The sequence below is a fragment of the Chengkuizengella axinellae genome (assembly GCF_030730905.1).
Taxonomy (GTDB): domain Bacteria; phylum Bacillota; class Bacilli; order Paenibacillales; family KCTC-33759; genus Chengkuizengella; species Chengkuizengella axinellae.
Genome location: NZ_JAVAMP010000009.1, coordinates 1 through 13,519 on the forward strand (window position 1 = coordinate 1; position 13,519 = coordinate 13,519).

Below are 13,519 nucleotides of genomic sequence, written 5' to 3' on the forward strand. Positions count from 1 at the left end.
AATATCTCTTCAGTTTTCATAGTTTTCCTCCTCAGCATAATCACTCTTTCATTTGATAACAACAAAACTCTTTTTAGAGACTGTAGTCTCTTTTAATTCAAAAAAATATAATTTTTCAATCCATTACTAAATGTTCCTTCTATTCTTTACCATCCACCAGAAACACTAATGCACTCCCCTGTCACTAGTGCAGCCCCCTCAGATGCAAGATAAACTGCGCAAGCTGCAATGTCTTCTGCTTTTATTGCTTGTTTAATCGCTTGTTTATGAAGCATATGTTTGTTTAATGCTTCTTCTTCCGTTATTCCTTCCTGATGAGCTAACTTCGCAAGCTGATTTCGTATGATCAATGTATCTACTACACCTGGCATTATAGCATTAGAAGTAATTCCATGCTCCGCCCCTTCATGTGCAATCGTTCGAGTTAAACCAACTAAACCATGTTTAGCGGAAATGTAGGCTGACTTATATGGTGACGCTGTTTTACCATGAACGGATGAAATGTTGATGATTCGTCCATATTTTTGTTTTTTCATATATGGCATCGTGTGTTTTATTAAAAGAAAAGGCCCAGTAAGCATAACATCAATTAATAGGTTCCATTTTTCTAAAGGGAATTCTTCTACTTTTGAAATATATTGTAAACCAGCATTATTAATTATAACATCTACTGTCCCTCTTTCAGCTGTAACACGTTCAACGAAATTTACCACAGAAGATTCCTCAGCAACATTTAGTGCATATCCCATTGCATTTTCATCACCAATTTGACTAGCTGCCTCTTCGGTTTCTTGAGAGTCTAAATCACCTATCGCTACAAAGTCTCCATGATCAACAAACGCTTTTGCCATTGCCAATCCTATTCCTCTTGCTGCACCTGTTATTAAAACCGTCCTTTGTTTCTTTCCTGTCATTATCGTACCTCCTTTTGAAATTATAAAATGGATCAGTCATCTTAAATTGATCCCAGCTGTTAAACCGCCATCCACATCCAAAATAACACCTGTAACAAACTTGGAAACATCAGATGATAAAAACAATACACAATTTGCTACATCTTCAGGCTCAGCCACTTTACCCAAAGGGATTTTATTCACCCATTTATTCTTGCTTTTCTCATTCATGGATTGAAATAAGGGGGTATTGATCGGTCCAGGAGTTACACAATTTACATTTACATAAGGTGCAAATTCCATCGCAGCTGTTTTGGTTAAGCTCACGATTCCTGCCTTAGAAGCTGAATAATTTGCCTGACCATAGTTACCTTTATAGGATATGGAAGAGACATTCACGATTTTCCCGTACTTTTGCTTCATCATAAAAGGGCTGACAGCTTGAATGCAATTGAAAGTTCCTTTTAAATTTACATCTAGAACAAGATTCCAATCCTCCTCTGTCATGTGAATAAGCTTTTCATCACGGAATACGCCTGCATTATTGATAAGAATATCTACTTTCCCAAACTTTTGGACAGTGTTCTTAACTACTTCTACTACGTTCTTTTTATCTGTTACGTCGACTGAATATGCATAACTAAAATAATGATTTGATTCTATTAATCCAGTTTCCTGATCTAAATGTTTATCCATCACAATAACAGAACTTCCTTCTTCTAAAAGCTTAACCGCTATTGCTTTACCAATACCACTATTCCCACCCGTAACGATGGCTACTTTATTATTTAAGTCCAAGTCCATTCTTGCTTTAAACTCCTTTTAATTTAATTAGCAATTATTCTAGCTGCTTTTCCGTTTGAGTTTGATACCTGATTTTTCACGATCCCATGAATTCCCGATTCCTTCTTCTTTCAAAACATATTTTTGAGTTCTTTGTGTGGCGGTTTTAGGAAGCGTTTCTTTTATCTCGATATACCGAGGGATCATATAATAAGCCAATTCTTGCTCACAATAACGAATAAATCGTTCATAATCAAAATTTTTGATGCTAGGCTGGAGCTGCAATACAACCTTAACATCTTCTTCCCCTACCTCTGAAGGAACCCCAATTGCAGCTCCTTCAAACACTTCTGGAAAATTATTCACCACCCTTTCAATCTCGAACGATGAAATATTTTCACCTCGATATCTTATACAATCTTTCATTCTATCTTTAAAATAAAAATAACCATCTTCATCCATAAATCCCCTGTCTCCTGTATGAAACCAACCGCCTTCCATTGCTTCTGAGGTTTTTTCAGGCATCCTAAAATAGGATTGAAACATCGTATGATCCATTTTTTGTTGAACTACAATTTCTCCATCCTGATTTGAAGGCAACTCTTGATTGTTTTCATCAAAAATCTTCACATTTACATGTCTTACTGCCTTTCCAATAGACCCTACTTTTATATTTTCAGGTGGATTGCATAAAGCCATTGTTCCTGTTTCAGTTAGACCATAACCTTCTATAATCGTGAATCCAAATCTCTCCTCAATATCACTCCAGGTTTCTTCAGGTGCAGCTGCTCCAAAAGATCTGTTTACGGAATGAATTTTCTCATATGGGGAATACGGTTGTTTATATAAAATCGTGAGCATTGAACCGATATAGTTAAATATGGTCGCTTTACTTTCATAAACCTCCTGCCAAAAACTACTAGCACTAAAACGTTCCGATAAAACAAGCTTTATCCCCGCAACCAAAGCACCCATGACAGAAAGCTGCTGTGCATTCAAGTGAAACAGCGGCAAGCAAGTAAAAAGAGTATCATCTGTCGTTATATTCATCATCTCTTCTACAAATAAACTTCCTGTATGAACATATGAGAAATGTGGTAAGACAACACCTTTCGGAACACCTGTAGTACCTGAGGTATAAATAATGGCCATAGGATCGTTTACTTTAATAGAAGGGGACTTTTTTAAAACAGATTTCTCCTGAAGTGCTGCTGTCATAAAAAACTCCAGTTCAATTGGTTTTAAAGCAGGATTCGATAAAAAAGCAGAGTTTATGATTTCCAAAAACTCTTTATTCGCAATTAGCAATTTTGAATCTGAGTGCTGAAGAATATAACGCAAACTATTTCCTTTAATATTGATATTGATGGGGACCATCACAGCTCCGAGTTTTGCAATCCCAAACCAGATCCATATAAATTCTGGACAATTCTTCATCATAAGAGCTACATGATCCCCTTTTTTAATGCCCAAATTTCTTAAGTGGTTTGCAACTTTTCCTGAGAACTGATTCAGTTCAGAATAAGTATACGTGTTTTCATTGAATTGCAAAAAGGTTTGTTTCGGTATTTTTTTTGCATTTTTTTTAATCAGTTCAACAGCTGTTTTCTCTGAAACTAACAATTCAACATCTCCCCTTTCATAGAAAATAATGTCTAGTCCACTTTTACAATCATGGCCTCGCCTTGAGCTAAACCTCCGCAAATGCTAGCTGCACCATACCCACCACCACGACGCTTTAATTCATGAATTAGAGTTAATAATATTCTTGCTCCACTTGCACCAACTGGGTGACCTATGGCAACAGCCCCACCATTTACATTCATTCTGTTATGAAGCTGTTTTGCTTGATTTCTATCTCCTTCAGTTAAAATAAGCGCGCTTACCAAAGGCACGGCTGCAAAGGCTTCATTAATTTCAATGAAATCTAAATCTTTTATATTCAAATCAGCCTTAGTCAAAGCTTTTTTGATTGCCAATCCTGGAACAGTAGCCATCATCCTAGGATCATCTGCCACACTTGCTGTGCTGATGATTTCTGCTATTGGTTTTTTTCCTAAACGTTGGGCTTTTTGTTCAGACATTAACATTACACTTACTGCCCCATCATTTAAACCTGGTGCGTTCCCCGCTGTAATCGTTTTACTTCCTAACACTGTAGGTAGTTGAGACAGCTTCTCTACGGTTGTAGTTGGTCTAGGGAATTCATCCGTTTGGAATAAAATGTCCGCTTCTCTTTTCTTTGGTATCGTCACTGACATCAATTCATCATCAAATTTGTTTGCTTGATTAGCAGTTCGCCATTTTTGATGGCTTTCATAAGCCCAAATATCCTGTTCTTCTCTAGTTACACCATATTCGAGCGCCACATCAGAGGCATCGATGGAAACTAAATTATAATCGTAGTATTTAATTTCATAGGCAGGGTCACGTATGACTACATCACCAAGCCGACTTCCCCATCTCAAATTTCTAATAACCATAGGCGTTCTACTCATCACTTCTGCACCACCTGCTATACTTGTATGCACCTCTCCAAGCTGAATCGACTTGGCACTTTCTGATATGGAAGCTAACCCTGAGCAGCATGCTTTATCTATAGTCATAGAAACCGTGTTATCGGGCAATCCAGCCTTCAGCAATGCTTGTCGTGCAATAACTGGCGCCAGTACTTCCCTAGCTTCAGATTGAGTGCATACACCCCAATTCACTTCTTCAACTTCTGATGTAGGAATTTGTGATCTCCGAACAACCTCATTCATGACCAGAGCACTTAAGGATATTGTTGAAAAATCTTTAAGTGAACCTCCAAATTTTCCAAATGGAGATCGTACTCCTGAAATAACTTTAACCTTTTCCAATTTATCACCCGCTTTAAAGACTATAGTCTCTTTTTATTTATAACAACCGCCCTCCTATATAGGTGGTATTTAATTTTCATAAATTTAATAGATCATGATGGCAAGAATAATGGCTGGGACAGCCGCTATGACAGGACCCACTACAGTCGTAAAAAAGATATGTTTATAGGCCTTTCGATGTGTTAAACCTGCAATTGCCAACGCTGTGATAACTGCACCATTATGAGGAAGTGCATCAAACCCTCCTGCAGCAATAGAAGCAATCCTATGCAATGCTTCTGGTGCTACTCCTAATGCCAAGTATTGCTCTCCTAAAACCTCCATTGCGATACCAAGTCCCCCAGATGCAGAACCAGTTACTCCAGCTAGTAAAGTGGTTGCACCATAAAGGGATATAAGTGGACTTCCCGGCAGGCTCGCTAATGCACCTGACAATACTGCGAAACCTGCAGTTGCTGCAATTACAGTACCATAACCTACATCAGCACTTGTATTCACTATAGGCAATACCGTGTTTACTGCACCTTGATTAAGGGTTTTAATTTGGCTGTCGATGTACTTCCAAAATACTGGCATACAAAAAACAACGGATAAAATAAGGGTATAAACTACATCTAACTTCATGATATTTAATACAATTAACAAAAATATAGGTGGAAGCAAGCTAAGCCAAATTGGGGGAAGTTGTTTAGAATCTTCTTTCTCTTCTTCCACATCATCGTCTTCAACTCCGTAACCTTCTCCTCTTTCTTCTGCCTTTTTTAATTGTCGTTTCAAGTAATATATGTTGAAAAGGATGACGGTTATTGCAGCCACTATACCAACTAAAGGAGCCGCCATAGTTGTTGTACCAAAGTATTGTGTTGGAATAATATTTTGAATCGCAGGTGTCCCTGGGAGCATGGTCATTGTAAAAGTCGCTGTACCGAAGAAAAATACACCTACAAATAATGTCCATGGAATGTCTAGCTCTTTAAAAAGTGGTCTTGCTATCGGCATGATTGCAAATATAGCCACAAAAACACTGACACCTCCATAAGTTAAAACTGCACTAATTAAAACAATGGCTAAGATGACATTCAATTTTTTCGCCTTTCCAGTTACTTTCATAATGGATAATGCTATTTTTTTGGCTGCACCACTATCCTCCATGAATTTTCCAAACATAGATGCAAATAAAAAGATGAGATAAAACCTACCGGCAAAACTCACAAATCCAGCCATGTATGAATCTTGCAATGTTCCTAGAATAGGCATACCTGTAAACAGAATTACAACTAAACTAGCTAAAGGAGCAATGATGATAATACTAAATCCACGTAAAGCCAACACAATTAGAAGTGCTAAAGATATAAAAATAACAATAACTTCCCAAATGTCCATTCAACGTATCCTCCTTTTATCATAAAAACTTTTATAATTTTTTCTCCTTTCCTAAAATAATTTATTAAACGATTGAATAACATTATTTTAAAGACTTTAGTCACCGACTGTAGTCTTTAATGAAATATATGATATACTATAAAATATTAGTCTAAATATTTTGATTATTAGTAGTAGTTTATCAAGTCTACTTTGATCATTTATTTTTAGTAGAAAGGTGTTTCAAAATGGAAAAGTTAACTATGAGACAGCAAAAAGCTTTAAAAACAAAACAGAAAATATTAGATACTTCTCTATATTTATTTGGAAGAAAAGGGTTCAACAATGTTACAGTTGATGAAATTGTTCAAGTTTCTGGGACTTCAAAAGGTGCATTTTATACCCATTTCAAATCAAAACATGAAGTATTCTTGGAGAAGTTTAAAGAAATAGACAACTTTTACTTAGACTTTATGAAAAAAATGCCTGAGCATATAGATGCAAGTGAGCAAATCCTTAAGTTAACGGAAACACAGATGAAATATTTAAGAGATTATTTAGGAAAAGATCTTATACGTACCATCTACACAAATGCAATAGATCCGAATACTAGCCAATTTCTTATTAATGAAAGCCGTCCATATTTCAATATCGTACATAAAATTGTTGAAAAGGGACAAGAAAATGGTGAATTTAAAAACACAATATCCCCTGATCGAATCACGAATCTTGTAACACGTAATATACGAGGATCATTATACGACTGGTGTTTATACGAGGATGAAAAATATGACCTAGTACAAGAAAGTCTAGACGTAATCAAACTGCTCCTTGAAGGGTTGAAAGCAACGAACAGTTAAAAATAAAGTGCAGACCGCAAAGCACATCGGAATGCACTTTATTAATGTTTCATTATTTCAATTCAATAAATAACTGTGGTATATAGTCATCTACTTCAGATCCATAAAACTCAATGATATTTGGATCAAAAGTTGCATTTGTACTTGCTTTTATTCGTAATTGTGTTCTACCAATTTTGTTTATATTATGGAATTGACTCGATGGAATGGTAATATCCACAAATTCAGTATCTTCAGATGGAGCACTGAAGCTAGCTATATTATAACTGTCAGGTAATGAACTGTAATCTACCAATTCTAATGAAGCAAAATAACCTAAAGTCCCTTCTCTAATATCTAAACTTAATGAAGATATATCCCCAGTTAAAGATTTTCGATATAAACGCAAGGTGACGGATTCAATATCATCACCAGAGCTTAAGCTGGATGTATCAAAAGAAAGTATGCCTCTATATGAATCTAAGCTTAGACCTCCCCTTGTCCCTACCTTTATGTTTGAACCTGTTCCATCTGTCAGCACTTTTCCTGCATAACCAATCTCATTTGTTTTAGCATCAAATACTAATGAAGAACTAGGAACCTCATCAATAACATAAACCTCTTCATTAACACTCTCTACATTTCCAGCTACATCCTCACTGAAAAATTTCAAAGTGGTGTTTACCGAAATTGGAATAGGTTCTGTGTATACCGTAGATCCTGAGGTTGGTTCTGAACCATCCAACGTATAATAAGTTGTCGCTTCTTCATTTATCGTTAACTCTACTTGAATCGAGGAAGTGTACGTTCCACCACTTGGATTTGCTGTGGTTATTGGCGGTTCCGTATCCGTATTATTTGGATCTATCGTGTAGCTTTTCTCTTGAGTGTTTTCTGTATTCCCTGCCAAATCTACACTGAAATACTTTAATGTTGTTGTCTCAGAGATTGTAATAGGATCAGTATAAACTAATGAACCTGTTGATGGCTCTGAACCGTCTATCGTATAATAAGTTGTTGCTTCTTCATTTGTTGTCAGTTCTACTTGAATGGAAGAGTTATAAGTGCCACTATCAGAGCTTGCCACTGTAATTGGAGGTTCAGTATCTGGCGCAGGATCATCCATTCCATTAAAAAACTCCCACATGATTCTACTTGAATCAGGTCCATCAGGATCTACATTCGCACTTCCATTTGGACTCCCACCAGACCATGCATGAGCCATTCCGTCAACAATATATTTTTCCATCAAACTTACACCATCTAAGTTATGATATTTAGTCACCGTATAACTTCTTCCCCCTGGAACCTGCCCATTTATGGTTTCATCTGCTGTATCATCAATCCATCCATCCTTCTGACCATTATGAGCTAAATCATTCGTTGTTGCCCATTGAGAAATAATTTGATCTGCATTAATTGGATATACGGATGTATCAGAGGTTCCATGGAATACCATTACTTTCACTGTTTGTGCAGCTGAACCCATTTCATTATAAGCTACCTCACCCTGCTGTTCTGGATCTGGTCCACCATTAGTCATCGCTGATAATCCAGAAAATACATTTGTTGCAGCTTTATATTCCAACCCAGCACTAACCCCAATTCCAGCAAACAAATCCGGATAGGTTGCGCCCATTATCACAGTCATAGCTGCACCAGCAGAGATTCCAGCTGCGTAAATCTTTTCACTATTTATTGAATAATTATCCTGCACCATATTCACCATACCAGCAATCACAGCAGGTTCTCCACTGCCTCTAGACTGATGAGAAGGTTCAAACCAATTCCAGCATTTATTTGAGTTGGATCCGGCATCTTGCTCAGGATATAACACTAAAAAACCCTGTTCATCTGCTAATGCATTCATTTGTGTATCTTCAGCCAATATGTCTGCATCTTGTGTACACCCATGGATCATAACCATTAATGGATAAGTATTGCTAGCATCATAACCGTCAGGAATATATAACTTGTAACTCTTACCTCCATGTGAACCTGAGATAAAAGATCCTTCTGCATAAGAAGTTTGAGGCAATAAACCAAATGTCATAAAACATAAACTAAGAGTAAGAATAATGGATAAAACTTTTTTCATACTCACACCTCTTTTAATATATTTCATATCACCATGTTAGTAGTCTCCAATCCCTAAACCCACTTCTTATTTATTTTGGGTGGAACTTCAACCTATCGTTTGATATTTTAATATATTGAGTAGTGAAATAGATTCATTGATAGAATAAAGGTAATCTTCTAGGATATCATTCTATTCATCTAACACATTTTCGATTTATAGGGATGAGTGAACCCTCTTAAGTGCAACGTTTTATATACTTAGGTTGACGTACTTCTTTTATTATTTTATGAATACCTACCTTCCTATATAAAATTTTCAAACTTCACCCTTTTCCCACCTCCTCTAAACTAAAGGAATCAGTAATCATTTAAAAAACGATTTACTTCAAAAACCAACTCCTCGTATTTTGTTAAAATAATCGTGTAATGATTCGCTTCCTCTATTTCAACAAATCGACTATTTGGAATCGTATTTTCTAACTCTTGACCCTTTTCCCGTGATACGACGAAGGTTTGCCCATCCATAAAACAGTCTTGCGCCATTAATAAAAGTGTTGGACACTCTATACCTGCATGCAGTTCATTTAAATTCATATTTCCAACACCCTCAATTTCTTGTCTGACCGCTTCCTTGCTTACTTTTGATACAACATGACCGTTATCAAGATGTTTAACATCCGAATAATAGTATTGATCCATATATTCATTCCACTCAGATAACAGTGGATTTTGCTTCATTTCTTCTAAATAACTTTGAAAATCATTGTATTCTTTCCCTAATCGATCAAGTGCAGGTTTAATCGTACCAATGACCTTTGGATCTACCTCAACCCCACCATCTACTAGAATTAAATGTGAAAGAAGGTCTTTGTAATGTACAGCAAAATTAACACCGATGAGTGAGCCTAGAGAATGACCCACAAGAATTACATTATTCAGTTCTAGCTTTTGAATTAGACCTGCAATATCAGAGGCATGCTGTGTAATATGATTTCCTTCCAGCGGTTTTTCACTATTTCCCCTACCTCGGATGTCATATGCAAACACATGATAGTGATCCACCATCCGTTCAGCAAAAGCATCCCAGTATCTACTGTTAGCAGTCAGTCCATGTACACAAAATACGTTTTTTCCAGATCCTCCATAATCTACAACATGCAGATCTATATCATTGACCTTTACTTTTAAATCTCTCAAATTTTTTCAACTCCTCTTTGTAGATCGTGAGACCATTTTTTTCTTAAAATAGCTCGGCAGCTTAGGGATGAAATTTCTGAGTTACCCATCTACTTCCCCCTTTAGTATGTTTTTCATTGCATCAGCTTTTGAGCTTTCCATCGATTTTTTGCCTTCTGGTTTTTTCTTTCCCAAAATCTGTTTGTTTCTTCTTGTAAACCAAGTTTTAACTGTTCCTACAATCCCTGAAGGGAAAAACATTACAACAACAATATAGATAATGCCAAACAGGATGACCCATCTTTCAAAAATCCAATGCACTTTTGCAAGATCCATCAAACTATACTGTGCGAACTGAACGATAGCAGAGCCTAGAATAGGTCCAAACAAGGTACCTACGCCACCAATAATCGTCATCATTAGTGCATCTAAAGTAATCTCTGTTGAAAAAACCGACGTATTTACAAATCGCAAGCTAACAGCATAAAATATACCTGCTAAACCCGCGATCATTCCTGAGATCACATTCGCGATAATTTTGTAATGAAATACACGATAACCTAATGACTCCACTCGTTTTTCATTTTCACGAATAGCTTGCAAGACTTTCCCAAAAGGAGATTGTGTAAACCTTCTAAAAAAAAGATAGGCTAATACAAGCAACCCGAGTGACAATAAATAAAAGATGACGCGGTCCTTAAAAAAATCCGGTATTTTAAAAGTGATTCCATCATTTCCAAGAGTAAGCGAGCGCCATTTTTCTGCAGCTACTAAAAATAGTCCAGCAATAGCGAATGTGAACATAGCAAAGAAGTGACTGTGTAAACGAAGGGTTAATAATCCGACGAGATAACTGACAATAGCAGTTAATATAAGGGTAGTGACAACGGCAAACAAAAAATATAAATAAGTAGGTTCATAATATCTCATGATAAGACCGATAGAATAAGCTCCAATTCCAAAAAACATCGCATGGCCAAATGAAATAATGCCAGTATAACCAAGTAATAGATTATAACTCATTGCAAAAACACCTAATATAAAAATTTGTGTCATTAATATTAATATGGAACGAGAATCCTGAATAAATGGCAATAAAATCAAACCTATCACTAATACGATCAACGCGATGGTAGATTTATTCATTTTACTGCCTCCTTTGTTCCCATAAGACCAGAGGGTTTAAAGATTAGAACAATCAACATCAAAAGCATATTTACTGCTAGCGAGATATCTGGCAAATAATAAGAGGCAAAAGAACCTAATATACCTACAAGCAATGCAGCAACAGCTGATCCTACAACACTTCCCATTCCACCGATGATGACAACAATAAAAGCTAAGAGTCCGAATTCAAGACCCATTTCTGCATAAACCACCCCAGTATATGGACCTAATAAAATTCCTGCAAGACCTGCCATGGCAGCTCCTAATATAAATACTCCTAAAAAAACTTTACGTATATTAATGCCCAAAGCTTGCACCATTTCTTTGTCCATCACACCTGCTCTTACTACAAGGCCAAGTTTCGTACGATTTAGAAGGAATAACAGCCCAAGAAACACAAGGAGTCCAACAAAAATTACAAATAATCGGTATTTAATAATGAGGATTCCCGAAAATTCCCAGCTTCCGCTTAAAATGGCAGGGGTATTTGCAATCATTACGTTAGGTCCCCACACCACTTTGACTAACTCTCCTAAAACAAGCATTGCTCCTAGGGTGATCATTATCTGTCTAATATGGTTTCCGTATACAGGAAGTATGATATATCGTTCTAGCAGATATCCTAGCAAAATGCCTATAATCACAGCAGCAAAAACCCCTAAAAGATAACTGTCTGTCTGAGTAAAAACCCAAATTCCAGCGTAAGCTCCCCATAAAAACAAGGCTCCATGTGCGAAATTCAATACATCCATTAATCCAAATATAAGGGTTAATCCAGCAGCAAGTAAAAAGATCAGCATTCCCGTTGCAAGACCGTTAATGGTTATATTTATAATGGCATCCATTGATTCACTTCCTTTCGAATAGAATCCGTGCTCATCTTTCTCTATGCAATACCTAGATATTGGCGTCTTAAAGCTTCATCCTCTTTCAACTCTCTCATCTTTCCATTACGGACTGTTTTTCCATCATCGAGAATATAAAATTTATCCCCAATAGAACTAGCCATTATAAAGTTCTGTTCAACGAGAACCACTGTCGTTTTGTCTTTCATATCTAGAATCGATTCCATTACTTTTTCTACAATGATTGGTGCAAGTCCCTTGCTAGGTTCATCAATAAGCAAAAGTTCACAGTTGTTTACATAGGCTCTTGCAATGGAAAGCATTTGTTTTTGTCCTCCGCTTAAATAGCCGCCTTTTTTATATAGTAATTTTTTTAAATCTGGGAAAAGCACTAAGACATACTCAAAACGTTTCTGTGTTTGTTCATCTTTCTTTTTCATTGCCACCTTTAAATTCTCTTCTACGGTTAAACCGCTAAAAATTCGCTGGTCCTCCGGTACATAACCAATCCCTTCATTTGCAATATTATGGGTTGCCATGGTTTGAATTTCTTTATTTTTAAATGAGATCGTCCCACTACGGACTGGATTTAATCCCATAATGGACCTGAGGGTTGTTGTTTTTCCAGCTCCATTTCGACCGAGTAATACAGTGACCTCACCTTGATTCGCCTCAAATGATACCCCTTGTAAAATGTGATACTGGTCAATATTTGTATCAATATTGTGTACTTTAAGAAGACTCATTATATAACCCTCCCAAGTAAGCTGTTTGAACTTGTTCGTTTGCCATGATTTCCTCTGGCTTTCCATCTGCCAAAAGAGCACCATTAAACATCACCGTAATACTGTCAGATAAATCTAAAACCATATCCATTTTATGTTCAATGAGCAGGATCGTCCGATTCTGTGTTTCCTTGATTTGTTTGATCACTTCTAAAATTTTTGGAACCTCTTCAATGGACATTCCCGCCGTCGGTTCATCAAGTAATAATACTTCAGTATCGAGTGCCAGCAGCATGGCAATCTCAAGCTTTCTTTGCTCCCCATGTGCTAAGTTTTTAGCAAGTTCTTCTGCTTTACTGTCCAGTAAAACCGTGCTTAAAACCTCGTGTGCGAGATCATTTATTTTTTTATGACTTGTAAAATGAGAGAGCATGTTATAGTAAACCCCTTCTTTGGATTGAACTGCTAAACGTACATTCTCAAAGCACGTCAAGTTTGGAAACACATTCGTAATTTGAAAGGATCGCCCGATTCCTTTTCGAGTTCGATAAGTAGGAGAAAGTGAGGTCACATGCTCACCTGAAAGCAAAACCTCCCCTGCTGTTGGTTTAAGCTGTCCGCTTAGTAAATTAAACAAGGTTGTTTTTCCAGCACCATTAGGTCCAATAATAGATTTCAACTCATTTTTACTCACCTTTAAACTGACATCGCTGACGGCCTCATGACCGTCAAACGATTTTGTTACATTTATTGTTTCAATGATAGTATCCATAGATCTCCCTCTTTTTA

12 protein-coding genes are annotated in these 13,519 nt (G+C 36.7%); 1 reads left to right on the plus strand and 11 read right to left on the minus strand.

Annotated features, from left to right (window positions below):
- Positions 1 to 146 precede the first annotated feature (146 nt).
- From Q5Y73_RS16045 to Q5Y73_RS16065, 5 genes are all read right to left on the minus strand, one after another.
- Positions 147 to 914 (minus strand): 3-hydroxybutyrate dehydrogenase, encoded by a 768-nt coding sequence (locus tag Q5Y73_RS16045; protein WP_305992934.1) that lies wholly within the window; start codon positions 912 to 914, stop codon positions 147 to 149.
- Positions 915 to 950: 36 nt separating this feature from the next.
- A complete protein-coding gene (locus Q5Y73_RS16050) occupies positions 951 to 1,697 on the minus strand; it encodes an SDR family NAD(P)-dependent oxidoreductase (RefSeq protein ID WP_305992935.1) in 747 nt (248 codons plus the stop codon).
- A gap of 39 nt (positions 1,698 to 1,736) precedes the next feature.
- Positions 1,737 to 3,299 carry an ATP-dependent acyl-CoA ligase gene (locus tag Q5Y73_RS16055; RefSeq protein ID WP_305992936.1) on the minus strand — a complete coding sequence of 521 codons (1,563 nt, stop codon included), beginning with the start codon at positions 3,297 to 3,299 and terminating at the stop codon, positions 1,737 to 1,739.
- Between the two features lie 32 nt (positions 3,300 to 3,331).
- The gene (locus Q5Y73_RS16060; RefSeq protein WP_305992937.1) at positions 3,332 to 4,537 is read right to left on the minus strand and encodes a thiolase family protein; all 1,206 of its coding nucleotides are present in this window, start codon (positions 4,535 to 4,537) and stop codon (positions 3,332 to 3,334) included.
- An 84-nt stretch (positions 4,538 to 4,621) separates the two neighbouring features.
- The gene (locus Q5Y73_RS16065) at positions 4,622 to 5,920 is read right to left on the minus strand and encodes a GntP family permease (RefSeq protein ID WP_305992938.1); all 1,299 of its coding nucleotides are present in this window, start codon (positions 5,918 to 5,920) and stop codon (positions 4,622 to 4,624) included.
- 227 nt (positions 5,921 to 6,147) lie between these two features.
- On the opposite strand from Q5Y73_RS16065, the gene Q5Y73_RS16070 reads away from it, so the two are divergent.
- On the plus strand, positions 6,148 to 6,759 hold the full coding sequence (locus tag Q5Y73_RS16070) for a TetR/AcrR family transcriptional regulator (protein ID WP_305992939.1): 612 nt from the start codon (positions 6,148 to 6,150) through the stop codon (positions 6,757 to 6,759).
- Between the two features lie 52 nt (positions 6,760 to 6,811).
- Here the strand turns inward: Q5Y73_RS16070 and Q5Y73_RS16075 are convergent, their stop codons facing one another.
- The 6 genes from Q5Y73_RS16075 to Q5Y73_RS16100 all read right to left on the minus strand — a co-directional run bounded on the left by Q5Y73_RS16075 (position 6,812) and on the right by Q5Y73_RS16100 (position 13,502).
- Positions 6,812 to 8,836: an extracellular catalytic domain type 1 short-chain-length polyhydroxyalkanoate depolymerase gene (locus Q5Y73_RS16075; RefSeq protein ID WP_305992940.1), complete on the minus strand. Its 2,025-nt coding sequence runs from the start codon at positions 8,834 to 8,836 to the stop codon at positions 6,812 to 6,814.
- Between the two features lie 338 nt (positions 8,837 to 9,174).
- Positions 9,175 to 10,014: an alpha/beta fold hydrolase gene (locus tag Q5Y73_RS16080; protein WP_305992941.1), complete on the minus strand. Its 840-nt coding sequence runs from the start codon at positions 10,012 to 10,014 to the stop codon at positions 9,175 to 9,177.
- An 81-nt stretch (positions 10,015 to 10,095) separates the two neighbouring features.
- On the minus strand, positions 10,096 to 11,139 hold the full coding sequence (locus tag Q5Y73_RS16085; RefSeq protein WP_305992942.1) for a branched-chain amino acid ABC transporter permease: 1,044 nt from the start codon (positions 11,137 to 11,139) through the stop codon (positions 10,096 to 10,098).
- Positions 11,136 to 12,005: a branched-chain amino acid ABC transporter permease gene (locus tag Q5Y73_RS16090; RefSeq protein ID WP_305992943.1), complete on the minus strand. Its 870-nt coding sequence runs from the start codon at positions 12,003 to 12,005 to the stop codon at positions 11,136 to 11,138. Before Q5Y73_RS16090 ends, Q5Y73_RS16085 begins: the two co-directional genes overlap by 4 nt.
- A gap of 41 nt (positions 12,006 to 12,046) precedes the next feature.
- Complete coding sequence (locus tag Q5Y73_RS16095) at positions 12,047 to 12,751, minus strand: ABC transporter ATP-binding protein (protein WP_305992944.1); 705 nt, start codon at positions 12,749 to 12,751, stop codon at positions 12,047 to 12,049.
- Entirely contained in the window at positions 12,738 to 13,502 is a 765-nt protein-coding gene (locus Q5Y73_RS16100; protein WP_305992945.1) for an ABC transporter ATP-binding protein, read from the minus strand. The genes Q5Y73_RS16095 and Q5Y73_RS16100 overlap by 14 nt, the downstream gene beginning before the upstream one ends.
- Positions 13,503 to 13,519 lie beyond the last annotated feature (17 nt).

Bases quoted from the DNA above. Each gene is read 5' to 3' on its own strand.
- Q5Y73_RS16070 (WP_305992939.1), top strand. From the start codon at position 6,148: ATGGAAAAGTTAACTATGAGACAGCAAAAAGCTTTAAAAACAAAACAG.
- Q5Y73_RS16050 (WP_305992935.1), bottom strand. From the start codon at position 1,697: ATGGACTTGGACTTAAATAATAAAGTAGCCATCGTTACGGGTGGGAAT.
- Q5Y73_RS16090 (WP_305992943.1), bottom strand. From the start codon at position 12,005: ATGGATGCCATTATAAATATAACCATTAACGGTCTTGCAACGGGAATG.
- Q5Y73_RS16085 (WP_305992942.1), bottom strand. From the start codon at position 11,139: ATGAATAAATCTACCATCGCGTTGATCGTATTAGTGATAGGTTTGATT.
- Q5Y73_RS16045 (WP_305992934.1), bottom strand. From the start codon at position 914: ATGACAGGAAAGAAACAAAGGACGGTTTTAATAACAGGTGCAGCAAGA.
- Q5Y73_RS16100 (WP_305992945.1), bottom strand. From the start codon at position 13,502: ATGGATACTATCATTGAAACAATAAATGTAACAAAATCGTTTGACGGT.
- Q5Y73_RS16095 (WP_305992944.1), bottom strand. From the start codon at position 12,751: ATGAGTCTTCTTAAAGTACACAATATTGATACAAATATTGACCAGTAT.
- Q5Y73_RS16075 (WP_305992940.1), bottom strand. From the start codon at position 8,836: ATGAAAAAAGTTTTATCCATTATTCTTACTCTTAGTTTATGTTTTATG.
- Q5Y73_RS16065 (WP_305992938.1), bottom strand. From the start codon at position 5,920: ATGGACATTTGGGAAGTTATTGTTATTTTTATATCTTTAGCACTTCTA.